A 19731-nucleotide genomic window follows, 5' to 3' on the forward strand; every position below is an offset into this window, starting at 1 on the left:
GATTCTCCCGCCGCGGACTCAAAGCCGCCCGATCGGAGTTCTCCTTCGCCTGCGCCGTCACCAACATCGTCAAACTCGCCACCAAAGGAATCACCACCCCCCACCTCACAGCCACCGCCTAACCCCTCAGGCGAGGCGCCCGGCCACACCGACAAGCACGACACCCGCCCCTCCCGGCAACCCACAACATCACCCGCCAGCGAGCCCGCCCCCGGTCACGGCCCTCCCGACCAATACAAAAAGCAACAGGCTCCAGGACCCGGAAAAGTCTCCACTGCTTCGCCGGATAAGCCTGCGGCTCCCCGCGAGCCGGTCCGGGTCGGATGTCCAGGATCGCGCGAGGCGGCGTAAAATTCGGCTACGGTCGGGTACATGGATCGTCTGTCCGAGATCACTTTCCTTCTCCCCGAGACGCCGGAGTCACGCGGTTTCCTCGGCCAACTGTGCTCGCTGCTCGCCGAGGTGGCATACGCCGACTTCGCCGAGTCTGTGGACACGGCTGGCAGGGTGGGTGACCGCCTGACCCTCACCCCGGCAGCCCGCCGACGCCTATCCGGTGACGACGTTTCGGCTAGCCAATGTGGCTGCGCCCGAGGTCGCATTCAACACAGGCCACTCCATCGGTGTGCGCTGTAGTCCTGACGCGACCGATACGCGGACCCTGCCGGCCAGGGTCGAGATGGCAGACCTGGTCCGCCGTCTTGCCGGGCACGTCCAGCGAGTCGATCACACGGGCGTGAACCTGCCCACCTGCACCACCTCACCCCAGCAATGGCAAGACCTTCTGAGCGGACTCGCCTCTGCGTCCACCATGTACCGCTATCCCACCGGTGAGGACTGGCCGTTCGTCCTTCCATCGACTTCAGATGAGTTCTTCGGCGACATCCGCGACTTCGTCGTCGGCCGCGAGCCCCGGTTCGAGTTGGTCTACGACCAGTGGCTGACGCAGGTGCAGTGGCAGTTCGCGCTCTGGACCGACCTGACCCGCGCAGAGCTGGAGCTGAGGTTTCCGGAGCCCGAAGGGATCACGTTCCCCGGCCTTGGGGAGATCTTCCGCGTCGTCCCAGTCATTCATCCTTGGCCGGGGCTGAGCATCCGATTCGACCTGTTCTACCGCATCGATGACGGCCCGTCCGACTGGGAAACCGGCGAATGGCTGGTCACCAAAGGCGGCCGCATTCGCTGATGTCCCTGTCGTGGTAGCGGATCAGGTTCGGAGCAGGTTGCGGGGCTCGGGCCACGCATAGCGCAAGCATGCCGGAGAACCATTGAGCCGACCTGGAACTCCACCGGGAGCTGGTACGACGCCGCGTTCCACACATGCGCCACCGAGCGCCTGGTAAAAGGCCTGAGCAGGCCGGTTTTGCTCTAGAACCCACAGGTGGAGTCCCGAGCCTGGCGCCTGGTTTATGACGATCTCGGCGCTCAGTTTCAGCAGTCGAGCGCCAATGCCGCGTCGCTTGTGGCTGTAGGTGACGTGGAGGTTATCGAGCAACGCTCCCCAGATCGGATCCTCGCCAAGGATCGTGTGAACGAAGCCCACGACCACACCCCGTTGTTCTGCGAGCAGAGTGTGATCGCGGCCTGTGGCTACGCTTAGCCGATCCTTCCAGACTGCCACCCGGTCGGCGCTGACGTCGCCGTCCAAGAAGGCGTCAGAGTAGGCGTCCCGATAGTGACGGCGCCAGCTGTCCGCGTGCAACGCAGCAACAGCCGCAGCATCGGCCAGTCGGGCAGGACGAAAGTGCAGGAATTCAGCGTTGGCCACCGTGGGTCCCTCCTCATCGATCCTGGCATTGGCACCGCGCGAAGCCGGGTGCCGGACCGTCACAGGGCCAGGTCCCTCAGGTCACTCTGGATGAGTCGAGGGAAGCCTATCGGACCGGCCGTCGTACGCCCGCGAGGTGAGCATCAGCAGGACGATCATGCCCAGTGCCAGCACGACGTTGTGCCCGTACTTCAGGGCGGGCGGAGGATCCCCGAGCGGCTGAACGAAGAACGCCAGTCCCGCATTCGCCAGCACCGCTACAGCGCGAGGATGTGAGCCGATCCCCACCCGGTCCGCCGGGACCACCGACTCGTCGCGAGGACAACGATCGCGGCGATGACGGCGCCGGCCGCCACGCCGAGCCAGCTGGGCGGGGGCAGTTGGAAACCGACCGCGGCCGCGAGAGCGAACGAGCCGACCAACACGGGGCGAGGTGCCCGGCGCGGACCGGCCAACGGACGGCGCCCGCGACGGCCGAGTACGACGGCGGCAGCGGTCAGTGCCACGACGACCGCCGCCGCTCCGGCGAGCTGAGGCGCCGATGCGAGGAACTGCTCACTGTTCACATGGTCGGCGAAGATGAGCAGGGACCCGCCCAGGTAGAGAAGACCGACCAGTGTCAACCCGACCTTGCCCAACCAGGGCGTAAAGCTCCGGGAAGGTGTGAGCGACTCGACGACGGCGATCGGCGCGGCGATGGTCCAGACCCGCGGCCAGCAGGAGGAGGCTGGGCCAGCCCCATCCGAACCGCCGCGGCCGCGGTGACCCGGGCGAGCGTCCTCCCCACCCGCAAGCGAAGCGGATCGCCTTGCGGGGCAGGCCGAATGGTCTCATGCAGGGGTTTTCTCGAAGGCTTCTCAACCTCGGGCATGCCCCAACCCTAAGGAAGACCTCACGCCCGCTCACATCCTCCCGCAGTACCTACCGGCACAACGAAAGTCGCATCGACGTGACGTACATGGTACCGAAGTACGACGACATCAACTCCTGTGAGGCGAGCACGACCTCACTCGTTGAGGTAGGCGAGCACCGCCAGGCCCTCTGTCATGAGACCGAGCACATCGCGCTCGCGTGACGTCAGCCTGGTCATGGGCTCGTTCCCCCTATAGCGACGAAAGTCCTTCCTCATCCTGGCCCCGCGGCCCCGACAACTTCACGGGCTTGGGATCCGCTCGTGTCGCCGCCGCAGGACGAAAGGCGTCAGGATGCCTTGGTCGGATAGGTGCCCTTGAGGAGCCCGTTGTTGAGCTTCTGGGCCAGAGGACGGAGCACCTCCGCTGCGGGCTTCTTGCCCTGCTGGAGCACCTGGAGCGCCGGCGTGAGGACCTTGTCAATCGCGTCGATGTTCTTCAGCTTCTGATAGAAGGTCACCTTGGAGTTTTTCAGGGTGTAGTCGACGACGGCGGTGCGGTACTCCGGTGGATGTGCGTCATTCTTGGTCCACAGGTCGATCGACGCCTGGTCGGTGTAGTACTTGGTTTCCAACGGCATCCAGAGCCCGTTGGAGAACAGATCGACCTTCTCCGGGTTGTCGTGGAACAAATAGAGTTCGACGGCTTCCTGCTCGTACTTGGTCGACGCGAAGATGGCGGTCGCACCACCCATGGTCACCGTCATGGGTGTGCCGTGGCTGGGCAGCACGCCGATACCGAAGTCGAGTTTCCCTTGGGAGAGATCGAGCAACGTCCACTGCCCGTCCACCACCATCGCGAGCCGTCGCGTCTTCAGCTGCACCGTCGTGCTTGGAGCGTTGTTGCCCAACTGCGTGGGCGTGGGCGCGACGCGGTGCTTGTACATCAGGTCCGCGAGGTCCTGGAACACCTGGATGGCTTCAGGCGTATCTAGCATCGTCGTGGTCGCAGCCTCGTCAGCGAAGTCGATACCTCGACTCAGCAGCAACGGATACCAGGTGCCATGCCACCAGTTGATCGAGACACCGAACTGCCGGATCTGCTTGGGATTGAAGCCGTCCTGGTCAGGCGTCCGGCCGCTCTGGTCGAGGGTCAGCTTGTAGGCGTTCTCGACGAAGGTGTCCCAGTTCCAGGCTTGCGACGCTTCCGCCGGCGGAAGGTCGAGCCCCGCGTCGGCAAAGGCGGGCTTGCTGTAGAACAGCTGCATCGACTCGTTGGCACTCTGCGTTCCGTACGTCTTGTTGGTGTCCCACCAGAAGTACGAACCCGGCAGCCGGTTGGCAAGATCGGGATACTTGTCGAAGTACGGATAGAGATTGACAAGCTTTCCTTGCTCCCCGAGCCGATAACCCATGCCGGAGTTCATGTAGGTGAGATCGGGAGTCCGGTTGCTGGCGACCAGGGTGTTGAGCTTGGTGTCGAAGTCGGCCGGCGTGTACAACGGCTTGACCGTGATGCTGGGATTCTCGCGTTTGAACTGCGTCAACATCGCCGCGATCGCCTTCTTTTCGGCGATGGATCCCCAGAACATGAACTGCATGTCCTTGTCACCGCCACTACCCGAGTCGTTCTGCGACTCGCATCCCACCAACGACGGGGCGGCGGCACCAGCGGTTGCGAGGCCGCCGACACGGAGAAGATCACGTCGACTGGGTTTCCACGGCTGGGTCATGGCCTCTCCCTCATCGACCGCGGACGTTCAGGCTTCGGCGCCAGCCCTGCCTCGCAGCACTGGGCCTAGCACTACGGAAAACCGCGGAAACATGTTGCCTTACGGTAGGTCGGCGACGTCCGGCACGTCAAGATCCGCCTTGGATGTAACCCGTCTGTGATTGCGGAGCGAGTACGCTGTTTCCGGAAACACTCACGAGGAAGGGTTCCCTCTGGTGGCCAGACGCGTTGCGTCCTCCGCGAAGCGAGCAACCGTTCGCGATGTCGCGGCCCGTGCCGGCGTGTCGCCGGGCACCGTGTCGAAGGCACTCAACGGCACTGGCCAGATCAGTCGGGAGACCAGGGCCCGGATCGTGGCGGCGGCCGAAGAGATCGACTTCCGTCCCAACGCCCTTGCGCGCAGTGTGTTCCAGCGACGCAGCTACACGGTCGGCCTGATCACGACTGACAGCTTCGAACGCTTCAGCGTGCCGGTGATGCTGGGTGCCGAGGATGCGCTGGGTGCGGGGCGGATCTCGGTGTTCCTGTGTGACAGCAGGGACGACCCCGTCCGGGAGAAGCATTACGTCGACGTCCTGCTGGGACGGCGGGTCGATGGTTTCATTGTCACGGGACGCAGCTCGAACGAACGCCCGCCGCTCGACGTGAGTCCAGACGTCCCCGTCGTGTACGCACTCACCCCGTCGTCCAACCCGGCGGACTGCTCCATCGTCGTCGACGACAGAGCCGCCGGGCGGGTCGCCGGCGAGCACCTCATCCGGCTTGGTCGGCGCCGGGTCGGCCACGTCACCGGCCCGACGTGGTTCGACGCGGCCCGGCGGCGAGCATCGGGGCTCGTTGAAGCCCTCGCGAGCGCCAACGTCCAACTCGTCGCCGACCCGCTCTACGGCGACTGGACCGAAGCCTGGGGGCGGCAGGCGACCCACATCCTGCTGCGATCGGTCCAAGATATTGACGCGATCTACTGCGGCAGCGACGTACTCGCTCGTGGCGTCGCCGACAGCCTGCGCGAGCTCGGGCGGCGAGTGCCCGAGGACGTCGCCCTCATCGGGACCGACAACTGGGAGTTCATCGCGACCGGTGCGCGTCCACCGCTGACCTCAGTCGACCTTGGCCTCACCGCGGTCGGACGTCTGGCAGCCCAGCGGTTGCTCGACGCAATCGAAGGGCATCCGCATTCAGGCCGGGAGCACGTCCCGTGCCACCTGGTCGTACGCGGGTCGACAGACGATCCGTCGTTCGGCTAGGGCGGGATCCTGAAACACGCCCTAGCCGAACGGATTGGATGCCGGTAGCCACACCCGCATCGGGCCGACCTCGCGGTTCGCCCACATGAAGTAGGGGATGGCACGCACAGGTGGCAGCGGCACCTGGTCGCCGGCCGTGGGATCTGGCTGTCGCGGGATCGTTCGCGCGATCACGACGGGTACGCCACCGAACAGCTCCTCGTCGTACTCCTCCTCAAGGATGGTCGGGTCGATCAGCAGGTCATCAACCACCACAGCGTCGGCCTGGTCGACCTGCTCGACGGCATAGACCAGCGGGCCGCGTTCGATCGCCACGCAGCCCCGAGTCGAGTCGGAGCGGTGATGCCCCGCCGTGAACCTCGGTGTCAGGGGAAGGTCGAGAACCACCGTCTCGCCGGGCGTCCACGACTTCTCTACGTGTACGTACGTCCCGGGCTCGGCGGCGAGGGTGCTCTCACCGACCTGGAGCGTCGCACCGGTGGCCCACGCCGGGACCCGCAGCCGGAGCCCCCACGACGCACGCGGTGAATCCTGGATGGTCAGAGTGACCCGGCCGCTCCACGGATAGGCGGTCTCCATTGTCACCACCGCCTGCCCCACTGGCAGATCCGCCTGGATGGTCGCCGAGGCGAACTGATGGATCTGCAGTCCGTCCTCCGACGAGGACGCGAGGTAGGTGTGGAGGCTGCCGAGCGTCCGCATCAGGTTGGTCGGGCAGCAGGAGCAGCCGAACCAATGCTGGCGACCGCCCGCGGCCATCCGGGTGTCGGTCGCGACCGCACCCGCACGCACCTGCAGGGCGTTGGCGTAGAAGTACGAGTCCCCGTCCAGCGAGACGCCAGGCAGCACCGCGTTGTAGAGCTGCCGCTCGATGAGGTCCGCATACTTCCCCTCCCCCGTGGCCAGGAGGAGGCGCCAGCTCCACTGCATCCCGGCGATCGCCGCGCACGTTTCGGCGTACGCCCGATCGGAGGGAAGCTCGTACGGATCGCCGAACGCCTCTCCCTCCCACCGGCTGCCCAGGCCCCCGGTGACGTACATCTTCTGGTCGACCATGTTCTGCCACTGCGACCGGAGTTGGTCCAACAGCTGGAGGTCACCGGTTTCGATGGCGACGTCAGTCGCACCAGCCGCGAGGTAGACCGCCCGCACCGCGTGTCCCTCGGGAACGATGGTGTCGCGGACGGGCACGCGGTCACTGTGGTACGCGTCGCCGTAGGCGTGCGTCGGGTCCAGCAGGTCATGGCCTCGAACGTCGACGAAGTAGCGCGCCAGGTCGAGGTAGCGGCTGTCCCCGGTCGTCCGGTACAGCTCGACGAGGGCCATCTCGATCAAGGGATGGCCGCACGTGCCTTCCTGCTTGCCGGGCCCGAACGTCCGATCCAGGTGATCCGCGGTCCGGGTGGCCGTCTCCAGCAAGCCGGTCAACCCGGTCGCACGGAACTGCGCGACCGCGGACTGGATCAGCGCGCCAGCGTTGAAGATTTCGTGGTCCCACGCCAGCCGCTCGTAGCGTCCGGCGCGCTGACCGCTCTGGACGAACGTGTTGAGGTAACCGTCGTCGTCCTGCGCGGCGGCGATCCGACGCGAATAGGAGGAGAGCCACTCCAGGAGCTGAGGGTCATTCGTACGGCCCGCGTCCCAGGCGACCGCCTCGAGCCATTTGTATGCCTCGCCGTCCTCGAAACAAGGTCCGTGATACTCGGCGTCGGCAACTCCCGCCGCGACGTTGTCGAAGTTCACCCAGGCCTTCTGCCGCTCCAGGTGATCGGCCCCACGCGGAATGGACATCGCGCTGTTCGCCTGCTGCAGACGGCCAAGGAAGCCGCCGGTCAGCTCGATCGCGGCCAGTGGCAGCGGGGTGAGCGCTGCCACGGACGACACAGGACCAACCGGGCCCCACGCCTGACGTCCCGCAGTGTCCGTGGCAGGTGTGCTGGGGTGGGACACCGACATGGGCAGCTCCTGACAGGTGTGACGGCGGGGCTCTCAAAGCGTGCGTGCCAGAGGATCATCACATTCCAGGAAGCGGCCGGCAACATGTTGCCGGCCGTTTCTGGATGCTGCGCGACCTCTAAGATGATCTTTTTGTCTCTGTTGCCCGGCTGGTTGCGGGGGTGCGCTGTGGGCGAGCCTGTGGTCCGGGTCGGAGTCCTCGGAGCCGTCATCATCAAGCGGCCAGCAAACGATGGCACCGTCCTGTCCCTCCCAGCTGGCCAACGCGGACTGCTCGCGGCGCTTGTTCTGGGCGAGCCGCCGCTGACTGCCGGCGGGCTGATCGACCTGCTCTGGGACGAACGCGCACCGACCAGCGGACGTACCTGGACCCACGTCACGGTCAACCGGCTGCGCACGTGGCTACGAAAGCATGTCGGGGACGGAATCCGCGTCGAGCACAGCTCCGGCGGCTACGAGTTGGCGATATCCGGGGGACTCACGGATGCCGACCGGTTCACCACGTTGTACGACAACGCCGCGACCATGCGGCAACCCCACCAGCGAGGTGCTCTGCTCATCGAAGCACTGACGTTGTGGCGAGGCCCGATCGCCGCGGACGCACCCGACGCCATACGCCGGTGTGAGCGCGCACAGCACCTGCAACGGCAACGCATTCTCGCCGCCGAACTTCTAGCCGACACCGCACTCGAATCCGGCGATGCGGTAGGAGCACTCCCCCACCTGTCCGTACTCGTGGAGGAACATCCTTTCCACGAACGCCTCCACGCGCGCTACGCGCTTCTCCTTGCCAGCCAGGGCGAGCAAGCCGCGGCGTTCGATGTCATCAACCAACTGAGTCGGCGCCTCTCCGACGAGCTTGGCGTCGTACCCAGTGAAGACGTGCGCAACGCGCATGAGCAGTTGTTGCGGCAATCCGTGGGAGAGCAACGCACGTCGCGGCGGACATCATGCACCGCAACCTGGCGCGGCCCACGATGCCACCTTGACCGGCTCATTGGACGCGACCTCGAGCGAACCACCCTGTTGGAGATGCTCGGCCGTCATCGGCTGGTCACCATCAGCGGCACCGGCGGCTGCGGCAAAACCACACTCGCCCTGCGTGTCGCCGAAGACATCGCTCCCCGCTTCCCCGACGGGGTTGTCGTTCTCACCATGGCGACCTTGTCGTCGTTCGACGGCATGCTCGCGGCGCTTGGCGCGCTCGCCAAGGTCCGGTCGAACGACGGCGATCCGCTCGACACCATCGAGAACACCCTGTCCAGCAGGCAGATCATGTTGGTGATCGACAACTGCGAACACCTGGCCGAGGAATCCGCCACGCTCGTACGCCGACTTCTCGGCGCCTGCCCCAACCTGACCATCCTCACCACCTCGCGTCAACCACTCGGCGTACCAGAGGAAAGACTGTGGCCGTTGGAGCCGCTCGCGGTGCCTGCGCCGGAGGAGGCACCCGATCCACGGATCCCCGCCATCGAGCTCTTCCTCATTCGTGCGCAGGAGACGGCACCCGCGCAGCAGCTGAGCGAGGGAGAGAACCTCTCCCACGTGGCCGCCATCTGCCGGCTACTCGATGGATTGCCGCTTGCCGTCGAACTCGCCGCCGCACAGCTTCGCCTGCTGGACGTAGGTGAGCTGCACAGCCGACTGAGGCACGGGATGGAGCTACTTGGCCGCGCCACCTCCGGCGGTGATCCTCGGCATCGCACGCTCGAGGCGACGATCGACTGGTCCTACCGACTGCTGACCAGTGATGAACGTGTGTTGCTGTCGCGGCTTTCCGGGCTTGCGGGTACCTTCCGGCTCGCCGACGCCGAGTACGTCTGCGGATTCCCGCCGCTCGGGCACTCGCAGATAGCGCCAACGCTTGCCCGGTTGGTTGATCGTTCACTCGTACAACCTGTCGGTCAGGGAGCATCCCGGCGTTTCCGTTTGCTGAGGGCCGTCAGTGCGTTCGCGGCTGAACGTCTGAACGAAAGGACTGAGGGTCCGCAGGTCGCCGATCGGCTGTTGGCTTTATGGCTCGACCGCGCGCGTGAGTTCGACACCCTGCCTCACTACCGCGCCCGGGTCACCGCCGCGCTTGAACTCGAATCCGAGGCGTCGTCCCTCCGTTCCGCATTGGAACACGCCTATGCGGGTGGCCGGGATCTCGACGCCGCCGAACTCACGGCCCGAGTGTTCGAATTCTGGATGAGTAATCGGTCGTATCTGCCCGAAGGTGAGGGTTGGCTCGAGCGTGCTCTGGCGTCGGTGGGAACGCAGAAAACCGAGCGGGCTCCCAAGCCTGAGGTCTCCGTTCTGCTTCGGTTTCACCAGGCCATGGTGCGCGCCCTTCGCGGCGACTATCTCAGCAACCTGGCGCTCATGACCGACCTTGTCGACGAACTTGCCGGCCACCGCCCAAGGGAACACCTCGAGGCACAGGCGAACCTCCTCACGATCCGCTGCTCACTGCTTGACCCCGCAGCGCTGCCGCACGCCGCACGTGCGATCGAGTTCGTACGCACGAGCCAGGATGCCGGTGCGCTCACGGTGCTCACGGCGGCGGGTTCAGTGCTCACGACGTGGGGCCGCTACGACCAAGCGGCCGATCTTGCTGAGTCCTATGCACGCATCCAGGGACGTGCGGGGCACTCACGTTCGCTCGCGCAGCAGGCATTACGGTTGGAGATCACGTTGGGCCGAGGCGACTTCGACGCTGCTCAGGCCCTTGCCGACGACATCACCAACCGGCTGCACGAACTCACCAATCCGGCCGAGCACGATCCGCCTCGACGGGCGCTCGCTCTGAACTACCTCGTCAATGGCAATCATGTCGCCGCTCAACGCTTCCTGAGCGACGCGGTTGACTGGATAGGTGCCGCCTATCCCAAACTCAATGCCAGGCTGACGGGGCTGTGCGTTCTGCTTGCCGAGGCGCATCGCCGGGCTGGCGACCTGGACCTGGCTCTGCGCGCGCTGTCGGATGGACTTGCCGCAAGCGCGGGGAACTCGAACTATCGACACGCGCTGCCGGGAGTGCTCCAGGCTGCCCTGATCGCCGCCGACCTCGGGGACATCGAAACGGGCACAGCGCTGGCCCGCGAGTGGGACACCCTCCGACGCCGACTCGGTCTCGCCATTCCTCTCGGACTCGAGCACGCGATCGCGGTGTTGGGGATCGATCCACGGGGATCGCAGCCAGAGCCACAATTCTCTTGGAGCGAGGACCTCTTTGAGGAGCTTCTCTCCAGGGCCCATACCTGGTGTACGACTGCGATCGAGCGGTGACCACGGCGACTTGAGCCGGGACAGGACGAGCACTGTCACTCGCCGGTGAATGGCGCCAGTGCCTCACGAAGCTGGGTCACGCTGGGTTCTGTATAGACCTTTGGATCTTCGTCCGCACCGTAGAAGACCAGCATCGGGCAGTCAGCGTCTGCCGCGTTCGGAACTGTTGCTTTTCCAATCTCCTCTCCTGTCCGCGCCTCGTAGACAGTCACGTCGTACGTCCCTTCGTACATCGGAACATCTCTGGACGGATTGTCGAACTGGCAGGTCTTCACTTGACGGCCTTCCTCGGGCTGACCAAGGCACGCCAGAAGTTGGACGGTGGATTCGTCGCTCGGATTCAGGTACTTGGGCACGCGGGTCATGCCGCTGGAAAGAAGCATCTTCTGGTAGTACCCGCCGCTCCCCTCCTTATCAATCATGACTTGTACCGGATGTGGTTCAGGGCCGTCGTAGGCCGGCTGGCTGGGGAAGTACTTCCGCGGCCACGAGCACGCGGATCTCGCCGCTCGGGAGGAGTCCAGCGGCGTGTCGCTGGCTTTTGGCGCTGTGATCCACACCCAGACGGCGTAGCCGAGCCCGCCAGCGACGAGCAGGGCGCCCACGAGAAACAGACCGCACCCCAAACCGCGCCTCTTCCTGGGGCCACTTCCCTGTGGCTTCGTCGCGGGATCATGCATGTTGCCTTCCCCTTCTGCGCACAATGACGATGGCGAAGACCATCAGCAAGGCTCCGGCGCCGACGATCAGCCAGATGACGTAGGTGGGCACGTTGTTCGGGTGCGATCTGGAAGCCACCGGGGCCTTTCGCTCCGGCTGAGGATCAGAGCTGTTTCCAGCTGAATCCGCGATCGATGTGCCACCCAGCCAGATCTCATTGGTGCGCCGATCCGTTGTGGCCTCATGCAACCCGGTCTTCACTGTGTCGGACAATCCAGGCCACTGGTGCTCGAAATCGGTGTCCGACAGCGACCGGAAGAGCACCCGGTCGAAGTTGACGCCCCCGTAGACATAGGTTCTGGTCTCGGTGTAGTTGCCCTGCCGAGTCTTGCGGGTGATGTTGAACTCACCCTTGGTGAATGAACGAACGTAGGCATTGAAGGTATCGATGGGTTTCCAGGAGCTGCCCGACTCCCATGCCTTGACATTGCCGGTGTCGATGAGATGGGAGAACGCGGATGGGACCTGGTGGCTGCGGTTTCGATACCACTCGGCGGCGACCCGGCTCAGATACACCCGGCGAAGATCCGCGTACTCGGGCGCTGTATTGACGGCCTTCTCCACCTTGGGCAGGATGAGCTCCTTGTAAAGCCTTTCGTTGCGCTCCTCCGCCTCCTTCGACATGTGAGCGCAACTGCGGTACTTCCCGCTCCCCCGATCCTGAACGTACTCCGTCTCCATCAGCACCGACAGCGGCGCGTCGAGGATGTAGAGCTCGTCACGGCTCTCCCGCACCGTCGCGGGCGCTGGCACAATCCACTGCCGCGACGAGAAACAACTGCCCCGGAGACTGTTCCAGAACCGTGCGCCAAGCTTGGTGTCGGGGTGGATGAGTCGGGCGACCGTCTTCTTCATCTCCAGGTCTGCCTCGAGCAGGATCCGACCAGCGTCAGTACGCCCGAACCTGGCGTCGGTGATCCGATCCGGCTCGTTCGGGTTGAGGTTCACCCAGAGCTTGTCCGTCGGCAATACCAGCCACGCAAAGAACGCATCCGACGCCTGGTCAACGCTATGTAACCCATCGACAGCGTTTTGAAGGACGGACTCATCAGAACCAGCCGCGCTGAATGCATAGCGCAGTCCTGTATTGTCGCTGGATTCCGACAGATATCGAAGTTTCAAACTCGAGAAATCTATCCCGCCAGCCTCACGTGGTGCGACCTTGCTCGACAACATTTCTCCAACCGCCGTTTCGCGGTTCGAGGTTCGACAGGTCGAATCAATTAGAGATGCCGCCAGGGGTCGCCTCGCGTAAGACCGCGACGACCTCGACCCTCGCCCCTCACACACGCCGAGAACCTGCGACCACGACTTGAACCAGGTACCGAGCCTTCGGTCCAGTTCGGCCACCTTCGCTTCTATCTGTTGCCGAGTTGCGGTCGGGTGCCGCTTGAAGAAATTCATCCATTCGGATTGGAGAGCACTTAGATGGATGCTGCCGTTGATCCAACCCTTCGGAATGCCTCGAAGATTTCGATACGAGTGGATCTCCTCTTCTTTGAAGATACCTTGGTACTTTTTGAGGACGTCCTGCGGGATCGCGTGGTGAATCCAGACCAGTGATTCGTAGCGCCAACCGAGTGCGTGCGGCGGCCTCGGGCTCGGCCCCCACCAGATATTCAACTGGGTAGGATGGACGGCAAAGTAGTTCTTTTGGTATCCCTGGAGGCTGCGCCAGACCTGAGTGGGAATCATCTTTGGACGTGGTGGATATTTGTGCCTTCGCGCCGCCGACGGTAACTGTTCATCTAAAGTCTGTGATGATGGAGCTTCGGGGACCAGCTCGGCGCGTGCAGGAAGCGGAATGACTGGCAGTGCAAGCATCAGTGGAAGCAGGCCGCAAACAAGCGTTTGGCGCCACCACGATGAAGTGGTCATGTGCGACCCCTTGCCTTCGCCGGCGTTTCGGGCTGCTTTGGCATAAGCCGAAACATTGCGATCATGGCAGGGCCACCTCCACCACCTGGGGTTTGGGCGGACGCTGCCACTCGAGGCAGACCGCGACCTCTCGTCGCCCGCACCTCGGCGGTTTTGCGAGGTCGTAGTCGCTGAGGTACGACTCGCCGCGGTACCTGAACATCGGTCCATCGGGAGTGATCGTCAGCTTTCCGGTACGAAACGACTCCGGGACATCGAAGATCGCCGTGTACGCAGCAGAGGTCGGAGAAGCAACGCCTACGTTCGACGCGTTGACGAGGCGTCCCGACCTGGGCCTCGCCTTCGTACCGTCCAGGTCCAGGACGAACGTCTTGCCAGGGTCGACAAAGAAGCCGACAACAGGGACGCCGGAATCGGCGCCGACCACCCCGTCCGAGCCAAGTTGCGCGACGCTCACTCGCAGCCACCCGCGGCCCTCTTTCGCCCAGCCCAGACCGGGAAAGTACGGCTCGAGAGTGATCTCGTCGATGGTGATATCCACATCGAGGGAGCGCATCCCCGCTGGTGTGTTCACCTGGCCGGTGCCTTCGTACGACTCATTCACGTCCATGGTGAGGATCTGATAGTCGTCGCCTGTCGGCCTGCCGGTACGCAGATCCATGGCCAGGGGACGCCCCTCGTCGGTGATGGTGAGCATTGCCGGACCTGATTTCGGCACGCTCGCCAGGATGAGGGTGCCCGGCTTGGGGTCCGCCGCCAGCTTCTTCGTGCGCCCATCTATCGTGATGGACGCTGCCAGCTCGGGATCGGTCTCACGAGGCCACCGCCCGTCCTCCGCCGTGACGGCGCCTCCAAGGCAGGTCATCACGAACTCGTGACCATCTGCCGCCCGGAATCCCTGCTGAGCATCGGGGAGGCCGAGTCGCCTCGTGTCGTCGGCGGACAACGAGTCCTGCGTGACGACCCAACTGGCGGCTAGGCTGAAGTGTGGGCCGAAGAGAACTGCCCCCTCCGGGTCCAGGTAGTTCACGTAGCGCTCGGGCTCGCGCCCACACTCATCCCGCAGCTGAAAGTATCCGGCCGGCTTTTCGGGCTGGCTGGCGCAGCCGGCGACAAACCCGAGGATCAGCCCGGCCGCCACAGCCGGGGCAAGGAGCTTCTTCATCGAACTACGCGTCCGTCGTGACACCACACGCTGTCGAAGATGCCTGAGGCAGGCTTACAAACGGCTTACAGAGCCCGTGTTCGGTCACTCATAGTGGTGGCCGCCACCGGTTCGACCCGTCGGCGGCCTGCGTTCATGGAGATTCAGGTCAGTGCCAGTCAGTAGCGCGCATACGGTTCACCTCCGTCCACGCCCAGCGGAGCGGCGTCCAGTATGTCGGCAGCGGGCTTACAGATCGCTAACAGCGGCCGCTGTCGAATACGGTCACCAAACGCCGCGGATCTGAACGTCTACCCCGGTGTAGCGTTCATTGACTGTGACCGCCAGTTATCGAACCCTTTTCAAGATTCGCGAGTTCCGGTACCTCTACGTCGCGCTGGTCTTGTCATATGTCGGCGACCAGCTGGCCGCCGTCGCGGTCTCCGTACTCGTCTATGAGCACACGAAATCCGGCATGCTCACCGCGATCGCGTACGCATCGTCCTGGCTTCCGAGCATCGTTGGCGGACCGGTCCTCGGACCGCTCGCCGACAGGTTCCGCCGCCGGGAGGTTCTCATCGTCTGCGACGTGGTGCGTGCGGTTCTGGTCGCCGCGCTGGTGATTCCCGGGCTCCCACTCGCGGTGGCGATCGCCCTTCTCTATATCGCCAACCTGCTCAAGTCACCGTTCACCGCCGGCCGCTCGGCACTCATGCCGGAGATACTGACCGGTGACACCTATATCGCCGGCAATGGCTTGATGAATATCACCCACCAGCTCACGGTGATCTCGGGATTTGCGATCGGCGGCCTGGCGGTGACCTTGGTCCAGCCGCAGGGCGCGCTCCTGCTCAACGCCGCGTCGTTCGCCCTCTCCGCTCTGCTTCTTCGCATCGGCGTTCAACCACGACCCGCGCCCGCCCGCCACGACCCGGCCGAATCCCCAAGCCCAGTGGGTCGACGACTGCTGGGCGACATGACTGCCGGCATTCGGCACGTCTTCGGTGACCGATGGCTGTGGACCTGCCTGCTGCTCGTCTGGTTGGCACTCGCGCTCGCCGATGCGCATGAGGCACTTGCCGTTCCGTACGCGGAAGAACTCGGCGGAGGCCCGCGAACGGCCGGAGTCATGCTCGCGATGCCCGCCGTCGGTTACGTCGCCGGTGCCGTCCTGCTTACCCGGATTCTCCGCCCTGCCGTGCGCGACCGGCTGATCGCTCCATGCGCGGTGTTCTGCATGCTCGGCCTTGTGCCGCTGTTGCTCGAGCCACCGCTCCCCGTCGTACTCGCCATCCTTTTCATAGCAGGCTTCGGCGGAGCATTCTCGGCACCACTCAATGCGCTCTTCGCCCAACGGATCGCCAACGAGTATCGCGGCCGAGTCATGGGCGTCGCCATCTCTGGGATCCAAGCCACACACGGATTGGCGTTCCTCATAGTGGGTGCGCTCGTGGACGCGGGACTTCAACCCTCAACGGTGGTAGGGCTCTGCGGAGCGGTCGGCGCCGCACCGGTCGCCATTCTCGCCACCGCCTGGGCACGCTCCCACGTCTCTTTGCGGCAGAGACGTGCGCATACGCCATGAAGAACGAGGGCGGTCTGTCTTGGCGCCCTCAGGAACTCCCGGCGGCCTTCCGATTTCGGAACGCCGCCGCCTTCGCGCGGTTCTGGCAGCGCGTCGAGCAGAAGCGGCGGCTGGCGTTCTTGGACAGGTCGATGAAGACCCGGCCGCAGGCCCCGTCCTCGCAGGTGCCGAGCCGGTCGACGTGGCCGTCGCCGACCATCCGGGCCAGGCTTTCGGAACAGATCGCGGTCCACATGGGGATCAGGTCCGCGTCAGCTGGATGGTGGTGCAGGCGCCAGCGCCCGTCCTCCTTGGCGAGGTGCGGGTGGGCCGGATGTTCGGCGAGCAGTGCGTTCAGTCGACCCGCTACCTGGTCGACGTTGCCTGCGTGCGCCTCGCGAAAGGCGTCGTACAGCCGGTGCGCGAGCGCGGTGAAGCCGGGAACGTCACCTTCAATGAGACGCTCGACTGACGGCGGGTCGACCGTGAGGATCCGCGCGAGGGCGGGCAGGGCGACGCGTCCGCGGTCGGAAGCCTGCCCACCGCGAGCGGCGATCACCAGCTCATTGACGAGATCCACCGACACGACGACACCGGTATCTGCATAACTGTCTAACTTCAGTTGACCAGTCACCTCTCACCGCTTAAAATCGTCACTGACAAATGAGGTTACACCAGTCACCGACCGGCGAGGAATCATGACGACACCCACTCTCACGTCCGAACGCCTGAGCCTCCGACCCGCGACCAGCCACGACGTTGCGGCCATCGCCACTGTCTGGCTCAACGGCTGGCTCGACGGTCACCTCGGGCATGTCCCGGAGGAACTCCGGCAGCATCGCGGCCTCGAGGACTTCCGCGAGCGGGTGCCGGAACGCCTCGACCTGACGACGGTCGCCACGCTTGGCGGGCGCGTCGTCGGATTCCTCACGGCGCGGGAGGACGAGATCGAGCAGGTGTACGTCGACGCATCAGTTCGGGGTCGTGGTGTCGGCGCGGCGCTGCTCAGGCACGGCGAGCACCTGATCGCCGCGTCATACGACGTCGCCTGGCTCGCCGTCGTCGCTGGCAACACCCGGGCACGGGGGTTCTATACGCATTACGGGTGGTACGACGCGGGAGCGATCGAGTACTCAGCCCAGATCGCGGGCGGTGTCTTCTCGGTGCCATGCCGCCGCTACGAGAAACGCCTTCCCGCGGGAACCGTACGGACACGAATGGTGGCGCACGGATAGCTCGACCGGATCCAGAAGCCGTGCAGCCGTGATCCCGAAGGATGCGCGCCGCGAGGCCTTCAGGTCTGACCGCGATAAGAGACAAGCCCTCACATTCGCCGCACTTCAGTAAGACCGTGAAGACTTAGGGGGGTCATAGCACCCCAAAAGCTTCACAATTTGGGATGGCCTGGCCATCACAAGGCTGCCGGAGGGTTCACCAGGCTCCTTCGCCTGGTGAACCCACCACCGACCGGTGACAACTCGCGCCGACCAGGATCCGGCGATCAGCTTTGTCCGGGGATCGTAAAGATGTGCATATTCACTGATCTCGACAGCGAGCAACGCGGCCCGCAAGGCCGCGTTGACAGCCCGCGGAACCAGCTGCCACCATCGCGGGCTGGACCGCCCCTCAACGCCCGCAAGGAAGCCGTGACTCGCACCACCAAACACCATCTCGTTGCCGTGCTCGTCGTACTCGCCCTCCCGCTTGCGGCGCTCACGGCATGCTTCGGCTCCTCTTCGGAACCCACACCGCACGCCAGCAAGACCCGCGCGAGTTCGGGTTCCGGCTCTGGTTCTGGCTCCGGCGCCGGTAAGTCCGGTAAGCCCGGTAAGGCGGGAGCCCTCGAAGCGGGACCGCGGGTTCGCGTCAACCAGGTCGGCTACCTGCCCCAGGGCCCCAAGAACGCGACAGTGGTGACATCGGCGACCGCTCCCCTTGGCTGGCAGTTGCGAACCGCCGCCGATCGGGTCGTGGCCAGCGGGACGTCGACGCCCCGCGGGGTGGACGCGGCCTCCGGGCAGCGGGTGCAGACGATCGACTTCAGCGCCTACAACAAATCCGGCGCCGGTTACACGCTCACGGCCGGCGGCCAACGCAGCTATCCGTTCGATATTTCCCGAAACGTGTACGACAAGCTGCGTTCGGACGCTCTGCGCTTCTTTTATCTGCAGCGCAGCGGGATTCCCATCGACGCCTCGCTGGTGGGGGCGAAGTACGCGCGGCCGGCCGGGCATGTCGGCGTACCCCCGAACGCCGACGATGCCGACGTGCCGTGCCAGCTTGGCGTGTGTCAATACCGTCTTGACGTACGTGGTGGATGGTACGACGCCGCCGATCATGGCAAGTATGTCGTCAATGGCGGGCTCGCCGTTCACCAGCTGATGAGCATCTGGGAACGCGCCACCAACGCACGGACCGGCAACACCAAGCCCCTCGGCGACGGCGGCCTCCGCGTGCCCGAGCGCCACAACCAGGTACCTGACGTCCTGGACGAGGCGCGATGGGAGATGGAGTTCCTCCTGCGCATGCAGGTCCCGTCCGGTCTGCCGCTCGCCGGCATGGCACACCACAAGATGCACGACCGCAACTGGACCGGCCTCCCGACCGCACCCCAGGATGACCCGCAACCCCGCGAACTCCATCGGCCGTCGACCGCCGCGACGCTGAACCTCGCCGCCACCGCGGCCCAGTGCGCACGGGTGTTCCGCGCCTACGACCAGGCGTTCGCGCAGCGCTGTCTGACCGCTGCCACGACGGCGTACGCGGCGGCCAAGGCCCATCCCAAGATGTACGCCAGCGACGCCGACAGCACCGGCGGCGGCGCCTACGGCGACCGCCAGGTCGACGACGAGTTCTACTGGGCCGCGGCCGAGTTGTATCTCACGACCGGACAGCGGGCCTACCTCACGGCACTGCGTTCCTCGCCCCTGCACACCGCGAACGTCTTCTCCGCTGGGGGATTCGGCTGGCAGTCGGTCGGGGCGCTCGGCCGGCTCGAACTCGCCAGCGTTCCGAGCAAGCTACCGCCGGCCGAACTCCGCCAGGCCCGCGCGTCCGTGGTCGCCGCCGCTGACGCCTACCTCAGGACGCTGCGTGGGCAGGCGTACGGCGTGCCGCTGCCTGGCGACGCGAAGTCGTACAGCTGGGGATCGAACGCCAACATCCTCAACAACCTGCTCGTCATGGCGACCGCGTACGACTTCACCGGTAAGCCGGAATATCGGAACGGCGCGCTCGAGGGCTTCGACTACATCCTCGGCCGGAACGCGCTCAACCAGTCCTACGTGACGGGGTACGGCGAGCGAGGCGCGCGCAACCCGCACAGCCGGAGCTTTGCCTACCAACTCGACCCGGGCCAGCCGACCCCGCCATCGGGTTTCCTGGCCGGCGGCGCCAACGCGGCGCTCCAGGATCCGGTCGCGCAAAAGCGGCTGGCCGGCTGCCGGCCGCAGCTGTGCTACGTGGATGACGTCATGTCGTTCTCGACCAATGAGTACGCCATCAACTGGAACTCCGCGCTGTCCTGGATGGCGTCGTTCGCCGCCGACCAGGCCAGTGGGCAGGGGCAGGGGCAGGGGCAGAGCGCATAGGGCCAGCCG

At 65.1% G+C, this 19731-nt stretch carries 16 protein-coding genes and 1 riboswitch; of the genes, 7 read left to right on the forward strand and 9 right to left on the reverse strand.

What is annotated here, in order from left to right:
- Positions 1-580: 580 nt before the first annotated feature.
- Positions 581-1186 (forward strand): hypothetical protein, encoded by a 606-nt coding sequence (locus tag B141_RS44280; protein ID WP_020579679.1) that lies wholly within the window; start codon positions 581-583, stop codon positions 1184-1186.
- Between the two features lie 21 nt (positions 1187-1207).
- Here B141_RS44280 and B141_RS0134160 read toward each other — a convergent pair whose 3' ends face one another.
- The 3 genes from B141_RS0134160 to B141_RS44285 all read right to left on the reverse strand — a co-directional run bounded on the left by B141_RS0134160 (position 1208) and on the right by B141_RS44285 (position 2391).
- Positions 1208-1768: a GNAT family N-acetyltransferase gene (locus B141_RS0134160; protein ID WP_020579680.1), complete on the reverse strand. Its 561-nt coding sequence runs from the start codon at positions 1766-1768 to the stop codon at positions 1208-1210.
- 10 nt (positions 1769-1778) lie between these two features.
- Positions 1779-1865: riboswitch (SAM riboswitch) on the reverse strand.
- Positions 1850-2023, reverse strand: a complete 174-nt coding sequence (locus tag B141_RS49980; protein ID WP_020579681.1) for a hypothetical protein — start codon at positions 2021-2023, stop codon at positions 1850-1852. Its footprint overlaps the riboswitch before it by 16 nt.
- 2 nt (positions 2024-2025) lie before the next feature.
- A complete protein-coding gene (locus tag B141_RS44285) occupies positions 2026-2391 on the reverse strand; it encodes a hypothetical protein (RefSeq protein WP_157181494.1) in 366 nt (121 codons plus the stop codon).
- 326 nt (positions 2392-2717) lie between these two features.
- On the opposite strand from B141_RS44285, the gene B141_RS52460 reads away from it, so the two are divergent.
- The gene (locus tag B141_RS52460; protein WP_020579683.1) at positions 2718-2843 is read left to right on the forward strand and encodes a hypothetical protein; all 126 of its coding nucleotides are present in this window, start codon (positions 2718-2720) and stop codon (positions 2841-2843) included.
- A 125-nt stretch (positions 2844-2968) separates the two neighbouring features.
- Here B141_RS52460 and B141_RS44290 read toward each other — a convergent pair whose 3' ends face one another.
- Entirely contained in the window at positions 2969-4351 is a 1383-nt protein-coding gene (locus B141_RS44290) for an extracellular solute-binding protein (RefSeq protein ID WP_020579684.1), read from the reverse strand.
- A gap of 214 nt (positions 4352-4565) precedes the next feature.
- On the opposite strand from B141_RS44290, the gene B141_RS0134185 reads away from it, so the two are divergent.
- Complete coding sequence (locus tag B141_RS0134185) at positions 4566-5597, forward strand: LacI family DNA-binding transcriptional regulator (RefSeq protein WP_020579685.1); 1032 nt, start codon at positions 4566-4568, stop codon at positions 5595-5597.
- 21 nt (positions 5598-5618) lie between these two features.
- Here the strand turns inward: B141_RS0134185 and B141_RS0134190 are convergent, their stop codons facing one another.
- Positions 5619-7472 carry a glycoside hydrolase family 127 protein gene (locus tag B141_RS0134190; protein WP_157181495.1) on the reverse strand — a complete coding sequence of 618 codons (1854 nt, stop codon included), beginning with the start codon at positions 7470-7472 and terminating at the stop codon, positions 5619-5621.
- Positions 7473-7721: 249 nt separating this feature from the next.
- Here B141_RS0134190 and B141_RS0134195 point away from each other — a divergent pair, with 249 nt between their 5' ends.
- The gene (locus B141_RS0134195; protein ID WP_157181496.1) at positions 7722-10826 is read left to right on the forward strand and encodes an ATP-binding protein; all 3105 of its coding nucleotides are present in this window, start codon (positions 7722-7724) and stop codon (positions 10824-10826) included.
- A 35-nt stretch (positions 10827-10861) separates the two neighbouring features.
- Here the strand turns inward: B141_RS0134195 and B141_RS0134200 are convergent, their stop codons facing one another.
- The 3 genes from B141_RS0134200 to B141_RS0134210 all read right to left on the reverse strand — a co-directional run bounded on the left by B141_RS0134200 (position 10862) and on the right by B141_RS0134210 (position 14589).
- Complete coding sequence (locus B141_RS0134200) at positions 10862-11506, reverse strand: hypothetical protein (RefSeq protein ID WP_157181497.1); 645 nt, start codon at positions 11504-11506, stop codon at positions 10862-10864.
- Positions 11499-13424: a hypothetical protein gene (locus tag B141_RS49985; protein WP_157181498.1), complete on the reverse strand. Its 1926-nt coding sequence runs from the start codon at positions 13422-13424 to the stop codon at positions 11499-11501. The genes B141_RS0134200 and B141_RS49985 overlap by 8 nt, the downstream gene beginning before the upstream one ends.
- Before the next feature lie 61 nt (positions 13425-13485).
- Positions 13486-14589 carry a hypothetical protein gene (locus B141_RS0134210; RefSeq protein WP_020579689.1) on the reverse strand — a complete coding sequence of 368 codons (1104 nt, stop codon included), beginning with the start codon at positions 14587-14589 and terminating at the stop codon, positions 13486-13488.
- 316 nt (positions 14590-14905) lie between these two features.
- On the opposite strand from B141_RS0134210, the gene B141_RS44300 reads away from it, so the two are divergent.
- Positions 14906-16153 carry an MFS transporter gene (locus tag B141_RS44300; protein WP_020579690.1) on the forward strand — a complete coding sequence of 416 codons (1248 nt, stop codon included), beginning with the start codon at positions 14906-14908 and terminating at the stop codon, positions 16151-16153.
- A gap of 28 nt (positions 16154-16181) precedes the next feature.
- On the opposite strand, the gene B141_RS51940 is transcribed toward B141_RS44300, so the two are convergent.
- Entirely contained in the window at positions 16182-16718 is a 537-nt protein-coding gene (locus B141_RS51940; protein WP_020579691.1) for a CGNR zinc finger domain-containing protein, read from the reverse strand.
- Positions 16719-16830: 112 nt separating this feature from the next.
- Here B141_RS51940 and B141_RS44305 point away from each other — a divergent pair, with 112 nt between their 5' ends.
- Both B141_RS44305 and B141_RS44310 read left to right on the forward strand, forming a co-directional pair.
- The gene (locus B141_RS44305; RefSeq protein ID WP_020579692.1) at positions 16831-17367 is read left to right on the forward strand and encodes a GNAT family N-acetyltransferase; all 537 of its coding nucleotides are present in this window, start codon (positions 16831-16833) and stop codon (positions 17365-17367) included.
- 411 nt (positions 17368-17778) lie between these two features.
- Positions 17779-19722 (forward strand): glycoside hydrolase family 9 protein, encoded by a 1944-nt coding sequence (locus B141_RS44310; protein WP_020579693.1) that lies wholly within the window; start codon positions 17779-17781, stop codon positions 19720-19722.
- Positions 19723-19731: the final 9 nt, after the last annotated feature.

Source organism: Actinopolymorpha alba DSM 45243 (assembly GCF_000373925.1).
Taxonomy (GTDB): Bacteria; Actinomycetota; Actinomycetes; order Propionibacteriales; family Actinopolymorphaceae; genus Actinopolymorpha; species Actinopolymorpha alba.

Bases quoted from the DNA above. Each gene is read 5' to 3' on its own strand.
- B141_RS44290 (WP_020579684.1), bottom strand. From the start codon at position 4,351: ATGACCCAGCCGTGGAAACCCAGTCGACGTGATCTTCTCCGTGTCGGC.
- B141_RS0134200 (WP_157181497.1), bottom strand. From the start codon at position 11,506: ATGCATGATCCCGCGACGAAGCCACAGGGAAGTGGCCCCAGGAAGAGG.
- B141_RS49985 (WP_157181498.1), bottom strand. From the start codon at position 13,424: ATGACCACTTCATCGTGGTGGCGCCAAACGCTTGTTTGCGGCCTGCTT.
- B141_RS0134210 (WP_020579689.1), bottom strand. From the start codon at position 14,589: ATGAAGAAGCTCCTTGCCCCGGCTGTGGCGGCCGGGCTGATCCTCGGG.
- B141_RS44305 (WP_020579692.1), top strand. From the start codon at position 16,831: ATGACGACACCCACTCTCACGTCCGAACGCCTGAGCCTCCGACCCGCG.